This window comes from Roseibium sp., assembly GCF_965232425.1.
Lineage (GTDB): Bacteria > Pseudomonadota > Alphaproteobacteria > Rhizobiales > Stappiaceae > Roseibium.
Map to the genome: position 1 here is coordinate 81,196 of NZ_OZ246971.1, position 18,660 is coordinate 99,855.

Annotated in this window: 14 protein-coding genes and 1 tRNA gene; 6 read left to right on the top strand and 9 right to left on the bottom strand. The window is 56.8% G+C overall.

Features of this window, described 5'->3' with window-relative positions:
* Position 1: 1 nt before the first annotated feature.
* From ACO08A_RS00440 to ACO08A_RS00450, 3 genes are all read left to right on the top strand, one after another.
* Positions 2–1,960, top strand: coding sequence for an NB-ARC domain-containing protein (locus ACO08A_RS00440; protein ID WP_422039326.1), 1,959 nt, complete (start codon positions 2–4; stop codon positions 1,958–1,960).
* Positions 1,950–4,148, top strand: coding sequence for a WD40 repeat domain-containing protein (locus ACO08A_RS00445; RefSeq protein ID WP_422039327.1), 2,199 nt, complete (start codon positions 1,950–1,952; stop codon positions 4,146–4,148). The genes ACO08A_RS00440 and ACO08A_RS00445 overlap by 11 nt, the downstream gene beginning before the upstream one ends.
* A 399-nt stretch (positions 4,149–4,547) precedes the next feature.
* Positions 4,548–4,793 (top strand): hypothetical protein, encoded by a 246-nt coding sequence (locus tag ACO08A_RS00450; RefSeq protein WP_422039328.1) that lies wholly within the window; start codon positions 4,548–4,550, stop codon positions 4,791–4,793.
* 32 nt (positions 4,794–4,825) lie between these two features.
* Here ACO08A_RS00450 and ACO08A_RS00455 read toward each other — a convergent pair whose 3' ends face one another.
* From ACO08A_RS00455 to ACO08A_RS00465, 3 genes are all read right to left on the bottom strand, one after another.
* Entirely contained in the window at positions 4,826–5,146 is a 321-nt protein-coding gene (locus ACO08A_RS00455) for a hypothetical protein (protein WP_422039329.1), read from the bottom strand.
* A 609-nt stretch (positions 5,147–5,755) separates the two neighbouring features.
* The gene (locus ACO08A_RS00460) at positions 5,756–7,549 is read right to left on the bottom strand and encodes a DUF6538 domain-containing protein (RefSeq protein ID WP_422039330.1); all 1,794 of its coding nucleotides are present in this window, start codon (positions 7,547–7,549) and stop codon (positions 5,756–5,758) included.
* 79 nt (positions 7,550–7,628) lie between these two features.
* Positions 7,629–7,718 (bottom strand) — tRNA-Ser (locus ACO08A_RS00465).
* 477 nt (positions 7,719–8,195) lie between these two features.
* Here ACO08A_RS00465 and ACO08A_RS00470 point away from each other — a divergent pair.
* Together ACO08A_RS00470 and ACO08A_RS00475 are read left to right on the top strand one after the other, a co-directional pair.
* On the top strand, positions 8,196–8,507 hold the full coding sequence (locus ACO08A_RS00470) for a hypothetical protein (RefSeq protein WP_422039331.1): 312 nt from the start codon (positions 8,196–8,198) through the stop codon (positions 8,505–8,507).
* Positions 8,504–8,683 carry a hypothetical protein gene (locus ACO08A_RS00475; protein WP_422039332.1) on the top strand — a complete coding sequence of 60 codons (180 nt, stop codon included), beginning with the start codon at positions 8,504–8,506 and terminating at the stop codon, positions 8,681–8,683. Before ACO08A_RS00470 ends, ACO08A_RS00475 begins: the two co-directional genes overlap by 4 nt.
* A 550-nt stretch (positions 8,684–9,233) precedes the next feature.
* On the opposite strand, the gene ACO08A_RS00480 is transcribed toward ACO08A_RS00475, so the two are convergent.
* From ACO08A_RS00480 to ACO08A_RS00495, 4 genes are read right to left on the bottom strand one after another with little or no spacing between them, the layout of a single operon-like run.
* On the bottom strand, positions 9,234–10,208 hold the full coding sequence (locus ACO08A_RS00480) for a TAXI family TRAP transporter solute-binding subunit (RefSeq protein WP_422039333.1): 975 nt from the start codon (positions 10,206–10,208) through the stop codon (positions 9,234–9,236).
* 36 nt (positions 10,209–10,244) lie between these two features.
* Positions 10,245–12,326 (bottom strand): TRAP transporter permease, encoded by a 2,082-nt coding sequence (locus ACO08A_RS00485; RefSeq protein WP_422039334.1) that lies wholly within the window; start codon positions 12,324–12,326, stop codon positions 10,245–10,247.
* Positions 12,323–13,591: an alkyl sulfatase dimerization domain-containing protein gene (locus ACO08A_RS00490; protein ID WP_422039335.1), complete on the bottom strand. Its 1,269-nt coding sequence runs from the start codon at positions 13,589–13,591 to the stop codon at positions 12,323–12,325. The genes ACO08A_RS00485 and ACO08A_RS00490 overlap by 4 nt, the downstream gene beginning before the upstream one ends.
* The gene (locus ACO08A_RS00495; protein ID WP_422041835.1) at positions 13,592–15,217 is read right to left on the bottom strand and encodes a sulfatase-like hydrolase/transferase; all 1,626 of its coding nucleotides are present in this window, start codon (positions 15,215–15,217) and stop codon (positions 13,592–13,594) included.
* 153 nt (positions 15,218–15,370) lie between these two features.
* On the opposite strand from ACO08A_RS00495, the gene ACO08A_RS00500 reads away from it, so the two are divergent.
* The gene (locus ACO08A_RS00500; protein ID WP_422039336.1) at positions 15,371–16,207 is read left to right on the top strand and encodes a helix-turn-helix domain-containing protein; all 837 of its coding nucleotides are present in this window, start codon (positions 15,371–15,373) and stop codon (positions 16,205–16,207) included.
* Positions 16,208–16,632: 425 nt separating this feature from the next.
* Here ACO08A_RS00500 and ACO08A_RS00505 read toward each other — a convergent pair whose 3' ends face one another.
* Complete coding sequence (locus ACO08A_RS00505; protein WP_422039337.1) at positions 16,633–17,397, bottom strand: SDR family oxidoreductase; 765 nt, start codon at positions 17,395–17,397, stop codon at positions 16,633–16,635.
* 55 nt (positions 17,398–17,452) lie between these two features.
* A complete protein-coding gene (locus ACO08A_RS00510) occupies positions 17,453–18,634 on the bottom strand; it encodes an OsmC family protein (RefSeq protein ID WP_422039338.1) in 1,182 nt (393 codons plus the stop codon).
* Between the last annotated feature and the right edge of the window lie 26 nt (positions 18,635–18,660).

Sequence of the window (18,660 nt, forward strand, 5' to 3'; positions counted from 1 at the left end):
GATGTCATCAAAGTGGATTCAACACGCTATTCTGGACTCCAATGGAATTCCGGTCGGCTCCGGAATTCTGATTGACGACCGGCACATTCTGACCTGCGCCCATGTTCTGAACGCAGCCATGGGTCGAGCATTGGAAACAACGGCAATCCCGTCCGGCGAGTATGAGTTCACCTGCCGCCGCATTCCCTGGTCTGAATCTGCGCTCCAAATAGCAAAACTCATTGATGGATCCTGGCGCCCGCTTACTGCTCCTCATGGCACGTCCATAAAAGACATGGCCATATTGAAGTTGTCTGATCCGGATGACCAAACAAGTGTTTCGATCTATCCTGGGCGGCACTTCGATAGAGGAGATATCGACTTCTTCGGGTTTCCGAAAGAACACCCTGATGGTGTGACGACAACGATTCGACTCTCGGGGCCACTTGGTGACAGTTGGTATCAGGCTGACAATAGTCCGGGATCTGAACAACGTGTTAGGCCAGGTTTCAGTGGCAGCCCAATTCTGGACAAGCCTTCAGGCCTTAAAGCGGGGCAGCGGCTCTTGGGCTATTTATCCTGCACAGACCAGGGTGACGCCCGGAGTGGTTTTTTCATTCCAGGTTTTCTCATACTCGATTATCTGGAAGAGCTCGGCTTCGACCGAAACATGTTCGCGTCCCTTGGCCCGCTGAACAATCCCATACCTCTTCCTACCGTGCTCGAAACACGCGAAGTGTTGCTTGATCAGCTTACGAGTAATCTGGTGAGGGAAAGCGGCCAGGTGGGGTTGCTTGGTCTCCACGGCATAGGTGGCGTCGGCAAGTCGGTCATAGCAAGCCTTGCTTCCCGCCATGAGCTTATCCGGCAGCATTTTCATGACGGGATTTATGGAATTACGATCGGTCAAGATCGCACATCAAACGATCTGGCGGCGCTACAGATCGATTTAGCAGCCGCTCTTGGTGTTTCAGCGGACGGCTCAGTCAGTCTGACTGACAGATGCGCCCGCATAAGCGCAGCCTTGTCTGACCGTCAGATACTGTTCATCATCGACGACGTGTGGGATCGATTTGCGGTAGATGCCTTTAACATACAGGCACCAAACTGCTCCGTATTGTTTACCAGCCGCCGGGCGTCGTGCTTTGAACACGAAGGCATCAAGACGCAGCTCGTGGATCTTCTTGATGAGGGAGAAGCTGAGGCTCTGTTTCGCCATCGCTCTGGTATTAGGTCTGATACGCCGCTTGATGAAATCCAGCAAGCCATCCTTCGCCACTGTGGGTGCCATGCGCTGGCAATTGTAATTGCCGCCTCAATGGTCAAAAAACATCCGAGCCGGCAGGCGCTCATTCTTGATCGATTTCGCAAATCGAATGTTCAGAGCCTGATCGCTGATATCCCTGAATACCGACGTTCCGATCAATACCCGACGCAAGAGACCTCCATCTACAGCATCGTTAACGCCTCCTACGAGTTTTTGTCGTCTGAAGACCAACTGTTGCTGAAATGTTTCACGATATTTCCTGAAGATGTAGCTGTTCCGATTTCAGTTATTGAACTGTTTTCAGCTTTTTTGAAACAGGACGAACTGGAAATCGATCTGGCGCTGGATCGACTGAGTGACCTTGGCCTGATCAACCGTCGAAAGGCATCGGGAATTGCAGATGATTCCGGATTTGTCGACCTGCACGACATTCAGCTTGATTTCGTGCGAAGTCTTGACGGTGACATTTCTGAGATCGCCGAAAGTTTGGTCGCGGCGTGGTCCGAAAAGGAAGGCACACGATTTTACGATCCCGACGATCAAGGGGAAAACAACTACCTGCGGCTTCATGGCCCCTTGCACCTGAAACAAAGTGGAAGGGAAACCGAAGTACTTGAGCTGCTCAATGATCCACTCTGGATTGCGCTCAAACTGCGCCTTGACGGCGTGCATAATCTAATCTCGATATATGACCAGGCGCTCCATGATATTTGAATCTGGATCAGAGCGCCTGAAAAAACTTCGCACCAGTGCGTGTGCGCTGAAAACCTGCATGGAACGGTACTCGGATGTGTTCCAGGCATTCCCCGAATACGGTCTTGAAAACTTGCTCCCCCGGCTTGATCGGAATGACGGGGTGAGTTCCGAAACTATCGCTGCGATCGAGGCATTGTTGAGAGGCGAAGAGCGCTTGACTCTGCTTTCCGGTTCAATAGAGCGGGGAAAGCCGGTTCTCAAGACGTTCCGCGACTCCGATTGTGTCAATCATTTTGCCGTCATCGGCCAGGACCGCGCCCTATCCGCGTCTGATGACAAAACCCTCAAGCTGTGGGACCTCACAACAGGAGAGACACTCAAGGTCCTGGAAGGCCATTCCTATGCGGTCAAGCAAGTTGCCGTCATCGGCGAGGACCGCGCTATCTCCGCGTCTTGGGATAACACCATCAGGCTCTGGGAGCTCACAACAGGCAAGACACTCAAGGTGCTGAAAAGTTTTTCCAAAATAGTCTACCACATCGTCGTCATCGGCCAAAACCGTGCCCTATCCGCGTCTGATGACAACACCCTCAGGCTGTGGGATCTCACGACGGGAGAGACACTCAAAGCCCTGGAAGGCCACTCCGCAAAAGTCACCCAAATTACTGACTTAGGAAACGACCGCGCCATCTCCGCGTCCCATGACAAAACCCTCAGGCTATGGAATCTCACAACCGGAGAGACGCTCAAGGTGCTGGAAGGCCATTCCGATTGGGTCAACCAAGTTGCCGTCATAGGTGAGGACCGCGCTATCTCCGCGTCCCATGACAAAACCCTCAGGCTATGGGATCTCTCAACTGGGGGGACACTCAAGGTCCTGGAAGGCCATTCCGATTGGGTCAACCAAGTTGCCGTTGTAGGTGAGGACCGCGCTATTTCCGCGTCCCATGACAAAACCCTCAGGCTATGGGATCTCTTAACTGGGGAGACACTCAAGGTGCTGGAAGGCCATTACGATGCGGTTTTTCAGGTCGCCGCTGCCGGTCAGAACTGCGCCATCTCTGCGTCTGATGACGCCACCCTGAGGCTGTGGGATCTCACAACGGGAGAGACGCTCAAGGTGTTAGAGGGTCATACCAGTTTGATCACCCATATTGACGTCATCGGCGAAGATCGTGCCCTTTCCGCGTCCGGGGACAAAACTCTCAGGCTGTGGGATCTCACAACAGGAGAGACACTCAAGGCTACGGAAGGCCATTCTGAACGGGTCAACCATATTGACGTCATCGGCGAAGATCGTGCCCTCTCCGCGTCTCTAGACAACACTCTCAGGCTATGGGATCTCACAACAGGAGAGACGCTCAAAGTCCTGGCAGGTCATTCGCACTGGGTCAACCATGTTGCCATCATAGGTGAAGACCGCGCCCTCTCCGCGTCTCAAGACAACACTCTCAGGCTATGGGATCTCACAACAGGAGAGACACTCAAGATCCTGGAAGGCCATTCCAAGGGCGTCGGCCATGTTGCTGTCGTAAGCCAGCATCGCGCACTCTCCGCGTCTCAAGACAACACTCTCAGGCTGTGGGATCTCACAACAGGAGAGACGCTCAAGGTGCTGGAAGGCCATTCTGAACCGGTCAACCATGTTGCCATCATCGGCGAAGATCGCGCCCTTTCCGCGTCCTGGGACAAAATGCTCAGGCTATGGGATCTCACGACAGGAGAGACACTCAAGGTGCTGGAAGGCCATTCTGAACCGGTCAACCATGTTGCCATCATAAGTGAAAACCGAGCGATCTCCGCTTCCTGGGACAATACTCTCAGGCTGTGGGATCTCACGACGGGAGGGACACTCAAGGTATTGGAAGGCCATTCCAAAAATGTCTACCAGGTCGCCATTTTAGGCCAGGACCGCGCCCTTTCCGCGTCCTGGGACAAAACGCTCAGGCTGTGGGATCTCAAGACTGGAGAAACACTCAAAATCCTGAAAGGCCACTTCGGTGCGGTCTACCAAGTTGCCATAATTGGCCATAACCACGCCCTCTCCGCGTCTGAGGATAACACCCTTAGGCTATGGGATCTAACATCGGGAGAAACAGTGTCTTTGGTGTTTACGGAGTTTGGTGACCATACTGCACTGGGTAAAAATGATAATTTTATTGTTGCGGCGGGTATGCGAAACCGAGTTCTTAAGATCGTCGTGTAGTGTCCTGCTTCACTAGAATATCATCAGGCCTGTAAGCATACTGAAACCCTGGGAGTTACCTCGATCACGCATCGAGCAGTGATTAAATAACTTGACTCTTTTTCGACAACGAGGATGTGGGGATTTTCACCCATTTTCGCCATAAGCCATTGAATTTACGTCGAGGTGATCTCTCGTTTAGGTACCTATGCGGGTACAATTGAACAGCAGCATTATCAACATTTTTGGCCATCACAAGTACCAGCAGTCCCTCAATCAATCGGACCATCACCACCCCGTGTTCGGGCTGTTGAATCACCTTTTGTGTTTCATTTTCAGCGCTTTGTGTTTCAAAAAATGGGGCTCCAATTGCATCGATATCGTCATACCGTCACGCGGCAACAAACACGGAGAGTGGTCATGAAAATCAAGTTTGAAAACTGGCACTACGAGCCGAAACTGAAAAGTCACGTGCTGTATGGCAATTGGAAACAAGGAAAAACTGTCGATGGAATCGAGATTGTCGTAACGCCTACCAAGTTTGGCACAATAGAGATTGACGTCGTTTACGGGGCCGACATTTTGTTCCGCAGCCAAGAGGCTATGAGTCTAAACCAAGCAAAGAGGTTTGCGAAAAGAGCCGCTGTTAATTCAATGGCAGCCTAAGTCTACGGGGCTGGACATCGTTCGGCCCCCAATCATATGACAAATGCCCTAATATGCATTTGTTCGATATGTTCAACGGCCTCTGCCACGCCTCGCCTTGCAACAATTTCGCCTACGATTTCGGCTTCACGTCCCATAATTTCACTAAATGTTTGCTCGACTTCCTGCCTTAAGTCGTCGATTTTTTGATCAAGAATTTCTGAAACACGATCCGACGAGACAAAATCCGCCCTTTCCCTCCAGTAGTCAAAATGTGCGCAGTCATCTCCCGGACAACGAAGGTCTTGGATTTCGTTTTTCTGAAATATCTGATGCTCGAGATACCCGTGTAGATCTAAGGGGGTGCGTGCCAACAATTCTCGGAACGTTCGGTTCTGTGGGGAAAAATTTGGGTTTCTCTCTTCTCGACGGAGCCGCTTCAGGAGCTGGGAAATAGGCTGGCTTATCATTTGAATCCCTTTCTGGATATCGGAGTGAATACGCTGGATCTCGGCGATTAAAAATCAAAAACATCCGTGACAATAAACTTGAAACCAACAGTACGTTGAGGAACCAAAGCCACTTCGCTTTAGTTCTACGCCTTTTCAATGAGGCGAAGCGCCAACGATCAATGCAATCGCGTTTTCGCTTCCTGGCCCTTCGTCTCGTGTCGTGTTCCATCACTCAACGATGCCAGAAAAAATGGCCGGCGATAGTGCGCGGCAAAAAACACCGCCCTTCACCAAAGTAGCTTCCCCCTAAGAAGAATATGTTCTCCGGAGCCGCCATCGCAAGGAGCGGGCTACCGGGGCGTGGCGTGCGTTGCAAGAGCAGAAGCGTAGCGTCTCTTGCAATGTACGACAGGCGCTGGCAGATCCGTGCCTCAGATGGAGGTGAGGAAGAGCATGTTCTTTGGTGAGCCCAGATCAAGAAACACCCTTAGCAGCAGCGACTGCACCAAAAGTACTGTGCAACGGCCAGTCTCAAGGCTTTGGATCAAAGCCGATCTTTGATCGCTGGTCGAATTCTCGCTCTAGGTCTCGTCTAAAATCTTTCAGCTCCAGCGCCTGATTGGCGACACCAAGAAGCGCTTCAAACTTGAGATTGGCTCGGCCGGGATTGTCTTTCACAAGTCTGCGGACTTCATGCAGAAGCGCAAGGCTTCGGCGCGCTTCAGAGCACGCTGCTTTGCTGGACTTTTCAGTCAGTCGTCGCTTTGGATCGTTACGCCAAGCTGTTTTCAGAAGTTCTAACTTAGTCCGCGCATCGACTTGTGAAGACGTCGCAGAATTCCTGGTCACAGCTGCTTTGTTGCGAAGATCAGTCAACCGTGCCCGGTGCGCCTTCCAAGTTCTCCAAGCGTTCATGCGCAGCCAGGAGGGCTTGTTTTGATAGTGCTCATCAAGACGCTTTTGCGCAATCGTCAGCGCTGCATCTGCTTTGCCGCGCGCAACGTTAGTAGCAGAAGCGGCATGACGCGCATTCAATAGTTCTTTGGGCTCAGCTTTGCTGTTCTGAATAACAGCTTCTGCCGCTGCAATTTTTTTATCGAGCATGCGCTCGAAGTTCATGCGTCGGCTTCTAAAAAGCGCAGCGACCCGCTCCCGGAAAGATAGAGCATCGATCTTTCGGAGCCTAGCGATAGAGATCTGTCGCTGTACAAAGCGCTGCCGTGCTTTGTATGCGGCGAAATCTTTGATCTTCATAATATCTGCGGGCGTAGTGTGACGGCGTAGCCGCCCTTCAGCGATGTGATTTTTTGAAGGGCTCCAACGTTTTTCATGCCCCTTGGTGACCATATGACTCCGGATTTTAGCTCCGGTCAGTCGATTCCGTGCTGCTCGTTTTGAAGTCCGAGATGTTCTTTGATCATCTGAACGCCGTTTCTGATCTCGGCCATCAGCTCCAACATCTGATCGATCGGATCCCGTTCGTCGCGGGCTTCCTGTGGATCTAGCAGGCTCATCAACTCGCTCAGGTCGGACTTGATTACCCCGCTTCGTTTGTGGCAAACTTAGCCAATTTGCCGGAACACGCCCAAGCAAATTTGAATATTCTTGGAAAACCAGAAACTTGTAATCATTGAGTGGACGATCGCCGGCAAAATCGATGAAATTTTTTATTCGATTGATCTGTCCATTAACATTCTTTCGCGCGACGCCTTGAGAAATTTTAGTTTCACTCCACTTGGCTAGAACCGATGAGAGCATCGGCTTAGGAGGGCTGCCAGAGATCAACGATGAAATCATTGTTTCCAGATGGTTTAACCTATGCTCAAGAGGTGACAACTCTCGGCCAGCCGAAACCGCTTTCTGCCCAAGGCCTACTTTAAGCTCGCCAGCAGTTTTTTTGAGTTGTTGGATGGCTTCTCCAAGCGGGGACAGCTTCTCGCTCATAGCGCGTTGTTGTTCGAGCTCAGACGTCCGGAACCTCAGCGACTGCGCTTTTAATTCTAGTTGCCGTCGTTCTTCCGCCATTTCGAGAGCCGCCTCTGCGTCTGACATGACGGTGACAAGCATCTGCTGAAGTTCAGAAATGAGCTGGTCGCGTTCATCTATTTCTGAAGTATGTTGGGCGCTCATGGTTTTCCGCAATCTAGTTCTTGAAAAGGCCTCTTCCGAACGCCCCAATAGAAGACGACTTAGTCTACGCGCGTTCATTCTTGGAATCAGTCCAAGCGAAATTCGGATAGGTGTTTTGCCATAAATGCTTTCAAGATCACAGGGAATCCGGACCTGGAAGCGAAAGCCACTTGAGCGTTGGGTGAGGTACCGCATTGACGAGTTCCCGGGTACAAATGTGGGTACAAACCCGCCCGAAAAGACGTCTTATTCAATAAAATCAATAACTTATGAGTGGCGGAGAGGAAGGGATTCGAACCCTCGATACCGTTCCCGGTATACTCCCTTAGCAGGGGAGCGCCTTCAGCCACTCGGCCACCTCTCCGTTCCGCCCTTTTCCTTGATTTCTGAGGGTATTGCAAGATCAATTTTCGGTCGTATCAGGCTGTTTCAACAAGGTTCGATCGAGAACGGGTTGTGCTCCCACGGTTTGGCGAAAGAAAATTCGAGGTAAGCCGATTCACGTCCGCACAACGTTTCACAAGCCGGAGCGTCGCTGCCGGATAACGCTCCTAAAGCCAGCCGCGTTTGACGCAAATCGCATAACCGCGCGTTTTCTGGGGTGACATTGCAGGTAGCCAGGAACCGTTGCGCCGGGAAAGCAACTGGACGATTTTCTCAGGCTAATCGGCAACCAAAGCGCTGACGAAAGGCGGCTGAAAGGAATGACGCGTTGGTGTGGATCGCTGCGGCTCAAGGGAACCAGCACCGAGGCCACTTCTGCGCAATCTGTATAACTGCAACGTAAGGTGAGGTCTAGCCTTAACAAGGAAGTCAGTTGATCCTTTCTTTAGGCGAACCCATGTCCAAACAGGATTTTTTTCTCACCGATGATGCCGGGCCAGCCGCACGCATCTACACAAGCCGAACGCAGGTTCACGTCCCTTTTTCGTGCTCGATCACGCGCACTGACGACCCGAGGTTTGACCCTGTTGCAAACCTGATCAGCGTGCCGGACGGTTCCTGTAAAAGCATGCCGCGCCGACGCCTGCCGGGTCAGGCAAAGGCAGTTTTCCGGTCAGAAAATGCCATTCGAAATGTTCGCGAAAAAGAGCCATGCCACGCCGGGATCGCCGTTCCGCATGAACGTGTGTCAGACAGGAAAGACCCATGAAGATCAGACTGGAAATCGACCTTAGAAATCTGCCTGCAGATACGGCCGAGAAACATGCCTTCACCAAGAAAACGCAGCAGGACATTACGAGAGCGATTGCGGTCGCTCTCACGCAAAACGGTGCCGACGGCAGGATCGTGAACGTGGCCACACACATGCCCAAACCGGTCGGCTGAATATTCCAACCAGCTTAACGGACAAGGCAGTTCGATGCGGGATTTGTCGTTTGATCGGTCAATCTCAGGCAGCGCCCATTCGCCCAACGCCACTTTGCGTTACCACCCTCTGCGGTCCCGATTAACCCGAAGTGGATCTGGTAAGGCGATCACCAATCAATGATCTTGCCATTCCGGTTGAAGCGCAGCGGAAGACCGGAACCCAGTAACCACTGGCTTTTCCTTCATTTTATTCTCCGACCACAAGGGATACTGGTTCCCGGTCTTGCCGCTTTTGCGGCAAACCGGGACGACAATTCTTTATGATGACTTTGCGCCGGACGGAATAATGCAGTCTTCTCAAAAGCATATGTTCGGCAGTGTTTTAAAGAGCGGACGGCAGGGGTTAGTCCCACCTTTGCAAGCGCCCGCTGTCCATTCGGTGCCAAAGCAGGACCTTATGCCGAAAGGAGTTCGAAGGCGAGCCTGGCGACCGGCAGGCAACTGCTGCTTCGCTTCTGTAGGCACGAAACGCGGGAGACCCTTTTCCCCCGCGCGCCGTCCCTTCCGGTCACTCCGTTGCGCCGACTTCGCGGTAGTAGCGCTCCGCGCCGGGGTGCAGTTCCATCAGGCCGCGCTTGGATGCCGCGAACTTCACGTCCAGCGCCTTGGCCCACGGGGCCTCGGAAGTCACCTGTTCCAGATTGTCCCAGAAGGTCTTGGTGATCTTGTAGACGGTTTCGTCGTCCAGATCGGCGCGTACACCGATGCCGACGGCGGTGTCAAAGGACATCACAGGCCCCTCGTTGGTCTGGCCGTCATACATGCCTGCAGGCACTTCGGCACGGTAGCGCCACTTGCCGAGCCACGTGTCGACCTCCTCGCCCTCATCGCTCTCCGGACCGATGAAGCGCAGGTTTTCCGTCTCCGTGAACTGGATGAACTGGCCGCACGGGTCGAGGCAACCGTTCACGTAAACGTCGATCTTGCCGTCGAGAAACGCCTGGAACCCGGTTTGCCAGTTGGCCTTGATGGCGTCGTAGTCCTCGCCGACGACGAGGCCGGTGGTGGCCTCAATCCAGCCGCGCGCGGCGTTGTAGGCGCCGCCGCCCTGGGGCCCGAGAAACACGGACGCACCCTCGATGTCGTCCAGCACCTGGATGTCACTGTCGCCCCGCACTGCGAAATGATACTGACCATAGGGGAACCACATCAACAGCCGGTAGTTCTTGGCAAGTTCGGGTGCGTCCGGCTCCTTGGCATACATCGCCTTGCCGGCAGACATGAGGTTGTAGATCACCGGGCTGGTCATCGACATGTCGAGATTGCCGCGCGCCACTTCCATCATGTGCAGCGTGGCCGCGCCGCCGCCGGAGACCTCGATTTCGACATCATCGAGATTGTCGGTGACGATGTTGGCGAAGGTCGCCATGGTAATCGCCTGACCGAGGCTCGGCGCGATCGTTGCCATCTTGAGTGTGTCCTGAGCCTGGGCCGATGCCGCCCAGATCATGGCTGCACTTGCAGCCAGTGCCAGTTTCCGCATGCGATTTCCTCCCTTAAAAAAAAGCAGTTCATGTGTTCAGGCCGATTTTGCATCGACCGGTGACGGATCTCCCCCCAGGAACCTGTGTCCGACGACAAGCCCGATCCCGGCGGCAAGCGCGGGACCCGCGATCGCCAGGTCCGGGATCAGAAGCGCACCTCCCGCCGCGACCCTCAGGACGCGCTCGATCATGTTGAGCCTGTTCTTCTCAAAGCCGGTCAGGGCCGAGGTCAGGAGCCACATGGAAAGGGTGAAGGCCATCACGATCCAGCCGAGGTCGAACCAGCTCACCGTCGCGATATCGATCATGGCCTTCGATGTCGGCACCTCGCCGCCAAACCAGCCGAACAGCACCTGGAGCTTGTAGAGAACAGCCGGGTGATAGACGAAGACGAAGGGAATGATGAAGCCCGCCAGGGCAAGCCGCGCGGCCTGAAATCCCGTGCGCACCGGGTCTGCCCCTGCAATCGGTGCCGCCGCAAAGGCAGCCAGCGCCACCGGCGGCGTCACGGTCGAAATCACGGCAAAGAACACGACGAAGAGATGCAGGGTCAGGGGCGCGATACCGACGGCATCGATGCCGGAACTAAGCGCAATGACGATGATGAAATAGGTCGCTCCCGGCGGCAGTCCCATGCCGAGGACGATCGCGCCAAGAGCGACGACAACCAGCGTCGCGAACAAGGGGCCTCCGGCGAGCTGCGCCAGAAGAAGCGACAGGCGACCGCTGAAACCGGATACCTGGATCAGGCCGACAATCAGACCGATTGCGGTGACGATCACGATGATCGACGCGGACATGCGCCCGGCACTGACAAAGGCCTTGTAGAGCTTTTCCGGCGACCGGAAACCGCGGAACAGAACGAGGGCACTGACAAGGGCAACGATGAAGCCGTAGAAGCCCGCCTTCGGCACCGAAGGCTGGGCAAACAGGAAGTAACTCAGTACGCCCAGCGGCAGAACAAAAACAAGGCATTGCACCCGTTCAATACCCGTCAGGGCCGGACGTTCTTCTGCCGGAAGCGGTCCGACGCCCTGGCGGCGCGCCTCGAAATAGACCGTCAGGAACGTGCCGAGATAGAAGAAGATCGCCGGAATGATCGCTGCTATGACGATGTAGCGGTATTCCAGGCCGATCTGACCGGCCACGAAGAAGGCAACGACACCCATTACCGGCGGCATCACCTGCCCGCCGGTGGAGGCGGCCGCTTCCACCGCCGCGGCGAACGCGGGCCGGAAACCGGAGCGTTTTATGACCGGAATGGTCATGACGCCGGTCGAGACAACATTGGAGATCGCCGCCCCGCTCAGCGTCCCGAACAGCGCGGAACTGGCGACGGCTGCATGGGCGGCGCCTCCGGTCAGCCCTCCGGTCAGCCTGTTGGCGATCTTCATCAGGAGATCCCCTGCCCCGCTCGCCATGAGCACGGCGCCAAACACGATGAAGATCAAGACGTTGCCCGAGACGACCTGAAGAGGCTGACCGAACATGCCGCCCGTCTGCGACCAGAAATTCAGAACCATGGAACGCATGCTCTGCGCCAGTGTCGCCTCGGAGCCGGCAAGAATGCCGGTCCAGTCCGGCAGCCAGCCGCGGACGAAGAAATAGATGATCCAGAAGAGGCAGAACCCGACGATGAAACCGCCGAAGCCGCGCCATGTCAGATAGAGAACAAGGGCGGTCGCGATCGGGAAAAGTACGAAGTCGAGCGGCTGTGCCGACGGCAGGGCGCCGCCGTCAACGGCAAACAGGTTCGCGACCCAGATGCAGAACACAACCGTCGACAGCGCTGCCAGCGCCCATCTCAGCCAGGACCGCGTTCCAGGCAGATTGAGAAAGGAGACCGCGAAGGAGAACAGGATCGGCAGCCCCAGGATCAGACCCGTGGGCAGGAGAAACGTCCGCTCGAACGACCTGAAGGAGCCCCCGAGCCAGTGCTCTCGCATCAAGAGCCGTTGCTGGCGCCGTGACAGTTCGTCAAAGCCGGGTGTCGTGGCCTCGATGACCCAGCGCACGAATTCGGACAGCGGTCCGGATGCGGCGTAGACAAGAATAATCATGGCAAACAGGAAGGCCAGGAGATCGGCGACGCGCCGCTCGAACCGGACCGGTGTCATCTGGCCGCCTCCCCGTTCCTCAAGCGCCGGGCATGCCAGAGATAGGTGTTGCGGGCCGTCGCGTTGATCTCATACTCGGCGAGGTTTTCCAGGGCCTCGGCCTTCAGCGCTTCAGCCGGTTCGCCAAGAGCGATCAGGTGATCGCAAAGCTCAAGCCGCCACTGCAGATCGTCGGTGGTTCGCGCCGCCGCCATCAGGGCTCCGGGCCCGCCGGCGAGCTCCGCCACATGCGCGGCCCTTTGGGCGGAAGACAGGGTTCCGAGATGGGTCGGGTTGCCGTCGTACCAGCCGAGTGTGCCGGTGGCAAAGGCCCTGGCGGACCAGCCAGCCTTGCCGTAGTACTCGCCGAGCCAGGGCTTGTCGGCGATGTCGTCCGGTAGTTGCAAGGTGGCGGCGATGTCGTCCAGGGAAAGGCCCGCGTTCATGCCGTCAGCGGTGTGTCGCATCACGTGACGGATGGCCTGCCGTGTGGTGGTCAGGACTTCGCTGACCTTGTCCCGGCCAAAGACCGGCATGGTATGGCCGGGTGCCAGCACAGCGGCGCCGAGACCTTCCAGCAGCGCCAGGCTGTCTGCCCAGGCGGCGAAGTCGCGATAGGGCGTGCCGCGAATGGCGTAAAGGTTCGGAAAGGCGTGGTACCAGTTGTCGCCGGGGATGAGAACGCCGGCATCCTTCAGCCAGACGGCCATGTGATCCTCGGTCTCACCGGGGGCCATGATCAGCCGCGCCCGGACGCCGTCAAGATCGACCTCACGGTCCTCGCCGACGAAGAGAGTCGGTGGAAGGAACCCCGCGCCCAGACCCTCCATCGGTCGATCGCCGGGACCACAGCCGAGCGACACGCGTTCTTCCGGGGAAAGACCGATGCCGAACTGCGCCGCGGTCCGGCGGTTCAAGGCCTGATGGGGCGCAATCTCATCCGCGTCCTGGCCGACAAGATCCGATTTGAACCTTGCATTCGCGATCACCGGAATGTCGCGCCCTTCAGCAAAGACGGCGGCGCCGGAAATGTGATCCCTGTGGCTGTGGGTGTAGATGATCCGTCCGACCGGCTTGTCCGTCAGCTTGCGGATTTCCGCGAGCACGTTTCCAGCGGCGCCGGTGCTTTCCGACGTATCGACGACGGTCAGCGACGTCTCGCCCTCGATCACGTGCTGTGTCGATGCCGCAAAACCGACAGCCGTCCATAGTCCGGGCGCCAGTTCCACGATCGACTTGCGGAACTGGGTTTCATTGTGATGGAGGAGTGCGGCATTGGGCATCATTCAGTCTCCCGTGTGCCTTTGCAGCGCCGGGCCGCGATATTTCTCGGTCAGTTCCTCCGGCACTTCCGAGCCGTCGACCAGGAAGGGCAGAATGCCCCTGCGGAGCGAGCGTCCGTGCATGCCCCGGATGTCGTCGTCCGAACGCGTGACCCGCTGCGCACAGCGCCTGCCCCATTCGGCGAGCGCGATGTAGAGCCTGTCGATTTCGTTTTTGTGCGACGTGCCCTTTGCCAGGTCGTGGAATTCCTCCGGATCTTCCTGAAGGTCAAAGAGCATCGGGCGGAAACCGCCCTCGGCATGCATCAGCTTGTAGCGTCCGTCAAACACCATGAAGAGGCGGCAGTCCTTGGGGTCGAGCCCCAGTTTCACGGCCTGCTGGGTCGGCGAATAATCGAATTCGGAAATTGCATACGCGCGCCAGTCCGGAGACTCGCCCCGCAGCCAGGGCAAGAGCGACCGGCCCTCCAGGATATGATCGGCAACCTTGCCGCCGGCGGCCTCGACGAATGTCGGTGCGAGATCGATGGATTCCACAAGGGCATCGCAGGTCGTGCCGCGGGTCGCGTCCGCCTCGGGTCGCGGGTCATAGACGATCATCGGGATCTTGACGGACGGATCGTGGAAGAGGTCCTTTTCCCCGAGCCAGTGATCGCCGAGATAATCGCCGTGATCGGAGGTCAGGACAATCATTGTGTCCTTCATCCGGCCTGTTCTCTCCAGATAATCGAGCAGAACGCCAAGCTGATCGTCGCATTGCTTGATCAGGCCCATATAGGCGGGAATGACCTTCCGGCGGACCTCTTCCTGTTGGAAGGCTGCCGCGATCTTGTTTTCCATATAGGCAGCAAAAACCGGATGGGCGTCCTCACGTTCCACCTCGTGACGGCAGGCAGCCGGCACGTGGTTCAGACCGAACATGTCGTGATAGGGCGCAGGCACGATGTAGGGCCAATGCGGCTTGATGTAGCTGACATGAGCGCACCAGGGCGTTGTCTGCTCCTCGATGAAATCGATGGTGCGGGCGGTCAGCCAGGGCGTCTCGCTGTCCTTTTCGGAAATGTTGGCGGGCTTGTCGGCATTGGCGAACATCCAACCGGAGGCGACCCCGCCGTCTTCGTCGATCCCGGCATTGGCGAAATCCGCCCAGGGGTTCTCGCCGGCATATCCCTTCGACTTCAGGTACTCGTTATAGGGCGACCGTTTCTCGTCGTAGAAGCCGTCGGGGCCATAGCCCCAAAGGCCGTCATCACGTATCCAGACATCGAAGCCGCATTCGGCCTGGCGGGCGCCGATCATGCTGTCCGGCGACAGGCCGAGCCGCTTCATGCCGTCCTTGTCGGCCTTCATGTGGGTCTTGCCGATCAGCCAGCAATCCATGCCCGCCGCACGCATGTGGTCGCCGAGCGTCAACTCGCCGACACGCAGGGGAAAGCCGTTCCAGGCCGCGCCGTGCGAGGAAACATACCGGCCCGTGTAAAAGCTCATCCGGCTTGCCCCACAGATCGGCGACTGGACATAGGCATTGGTAAAGCGGACGCCCTTGGCGGCGACGCGGTCGAAATGCGGGGTTTCCAGATGCGGGTGCCCGGCGCAGCCGAGATAGTCAAATCGCAGCTGGTCATACATGATGAACAGAATATTCAAGCGCGGATTTCTCCACTTTTTTGCCGGCCTTCAAAGCCGGTTTCCTCCCTCGGGCAAGGCCCGTTTGTGAAAGAAGTATTGCCCTTCTTTTCCGGCCTGTCTAATCTTCAGTCCGCTAGGCGGACCGATTGAACGATGACGGAAAACCCTCAAAACGAACGGGTCAGATCCCTTGAGCGCGGGCTCGAAATCATCGAATTTCTGTCGCGTCACACACGCTCGTCCCTCGCCGATCTGCGCCGCGCGACAGGCTATTCCAACGCGACGCTGCTGCGGCTTCTGGCCAGTCTTCAGCACAGGGGCTGGGTCCGCCGAAACATTGTCGAGGGCCAGTACGAACTCTCCCATTCGATTGGAAAGGTGCTGGGGGAAAAAGCCCGCGCCCATCCGCTTGCGGAACTGGCCGCGCCCATTCTCCTCGATCTCAAGGGACGGCAGACCGGATTGCCCTCCGACCTCAATGCAGTGACCGGTCCGGGGCGCATCGAGATCATCGAAAGCACGCGTCTGCGCGGCCCCATGGCGCCGACCCGCACGGCCCTCGGCATCCGGCCCTCCATGGTGCTGTCCGCGCACGGACGCGCCATTCTTGCCTTCTCGCCGGAACCCGTTGCGCAGAAACATCTTGAAAGCCTCCGCAAGATCGCCAGCAAGGAAGAACTGCGCCTGATCGAGAGCGGTTTCCTGGCAACCGAGATCGCCGAGACGCGCGCACGCGGCTTCGGCCTCAGGGAGGCCGCCTACTGGCAGGCCCCGTTCGACCCTGGCCCGGAACTCGGCGCCATGGCGGTCCCGATCATCTCGAAGTCGGGCGTGCACGGGTCCATCAGTATCCTTTGGATGGTCGATGACATGCGCATCGACGAGGTGCTGGCCTTCGGCTGCCTGGACGATCTTCAAAAGGCGGCCAAACGCGTTGCGGACGTGCTTGACCGGGAACGCATCCGGGCGCCTGATATTCTGTCGTTGTAACTTTTCTTGCTATGACAGTGTTTTACTTCGAAGATCGCCTTGTTTTCAGCGCCCTCAGCTTTTCCAGTACCTTATATGCCGAGCATTTTGCCCTGATCAAAACGCACGACAGTAATCCCAAAAAAAGAAAGGTGTGCAAAGTATTGTATATGTACCAACCGAGCGGCTTTGGGATAGTTATCGCTACTATAATCATTACTGAAAATGCCGGCACAATGACGATATAAAAATATTTTCTTTTCGGATCTGAGTATTTGAGCGCAATTTCCTCAATAGACGTGAAGTATGCTTTTATGGAGTTCATCGCGCGCTTCCCTGCCACCACCGCACCAATTTGATATTAGCGCTTGCAAGGGCGACACCCAAGCCACGGACGACCGCAAACAATGGATCTGTAGTCGAAGGTTGAAACACGTTCCGCTCGTTCAAAGCTCCAGCTTGTCGCTCACCGACATGGCGCTCATGCCACCGTCAATCGTGATGTCCTGACCTTTGATCCAGCCGCTTTCGGGAGAGGCGAGGAAGATGATCACGTCGGCGACTTCTTCCGGCAGGCCCGGACGGCCCGCACGCGCCACGTTTCTCGCCATCCGGTCGCCGAAGGCAGCGGCGAAATCCTTCAGGATCCCGGTACTGACGGCAGCGGGGCTGACGGAATTCATACGCAAGTCCCGGGCGACCATGCTTTCCGTTTCCGCCATCGTCATGACGATAACCGCTTCCTTGGAGAGATTGTAGGCCCTCGTCGCATCGATGCCGCGCTGCTGAATGAAATCGGCAAGCCCGTCCGGTTCGAGCGCCATCAGGGCCCTGACCTCGTCAAGGTTCTCCCGCCACATCGCGCCGGCGCGCGATGCCGTGTTGACGATGGCGCTGCCGGGTTCAAGCTTGTCTAGCATGCCGGCCATGAAGCTGCGCAAACCGAACCAGTTCACCTTGAGAACAAGTTCTTCCAGCCCGTCGCGCGGCGGCAGGCCGGCATTGTTGAGGAGCGCATCGAAACGGCCGGCTGCTGCCTCGATGGCAAAGCGGATCGAGGCCGGATCGCTCAGATCCGTCTCGATCCAGCGTGAGACGGGAACCTGCGGTTCGGAGATATCGAATGCCGTGACCTCATGCCCGAGTTCCGTCAGTTTCCGGGCGACTTCAGCCCCGATCCCCGATGAGCCGCCTGTCAACGCCACGCGCATGTCGATCCTCCCAAACCTGTTTCGTTGCGGATCTTCCGCCCAAGGGCTCTTCCCGTCAAATCCGCACGACCTTCAGCCTGGTCTTCAGGTCGGTGCGGCAGAAGGCGTGGAGGAAACAGGTCTGTTCTGAAATGTCGAGCATCTCCTGGGCCGTTTCATCGCTCTCGGACGTCTCGAGATAGACGTGGGTCTCGATCGGATCGGCCGTGCCGGCCTTGCCGGTTCCGCCTGAGGCCCCACCGAGTGAAAAGTGGGTGTCCTGCACGATGCGATAGTCAGGCAGGTTCAGCTTGAGCATGGAGACGAACCGCCCGAACTGGGTCATGAAACAGAAACCGATACCCGCGCTGATCAATGTGTCGGCATCCGGTGCCCGGCCGTCTTCGGAACTCAGGAAGCGGAAACTTGTGCCGTGAGGCGAATAGAGCATTTGCTGGATGTCCTTGATGCCATCCGGCCTGAGCTCAGCGATCGCGCCCGGGTTCAGCCGTCGGTCCTGTTCATCGGCAAGACTGGAGGCGGCGGCTGCCGTTCCAAGCGCAACCTCCTTTTTCGGCGTCATTCCGACCGGCTCGACGAGCGTCAGATCAGACGCCTGGTCCCGCGCTTTTGCGAAGTGGTTTCCCGGATCGGGGAAGAGACTTCCTTCCAGTTCGGCAACCTTTGCGGTCGGCAGTTCGGTTCCGTTCTTGCCGAGCTTGAAGAGGCTTTCCAGCTTGCCGCGCATCAGGCCGTTCAACGGCGATGCGTGGACGGCATTCATAAGGAACGAATTGAGCGCCCCGTCGTCCAGATCGCAATCGATCTCCACGGTCAGTTCGACCGGTTCGGCGCCGCCCACCATGGTGCGCTTGGGCATTGAGCCTTTCATCGTGTAATAGTTGTCCTGGATCAGCCTCAGCTTGCGGATCCTGATATCCTGAATGTCGGCCAGGGCGAGGATCTCGTTCATGTAGCTGGCAATCATGCCGGTCGTCAGGAAGGCGAGCGGACAGGGCGCCGCGTCATGTCCGTTGAGGTAAGGCCCCTCGTCGGACACCAGCCGCCAGGTGTCTCCGGTCCTCGCCGACCTGACCAGAGCTTCCTTCTGAAAGCCGGACAGGGACCGGACCCAGGTCCGTAGAGCGTCACCCTTGCGGTTCTCAGGTGCGCTTATGCCGACCTCATCGGCATTCGACACCTTGAAAAACGGCGCAAGGCTGCTTTCCCCGATGATGTTTTCGCCCAGCTTCGCCATTGCTTTCGTCTCCCGGAATTCTGATT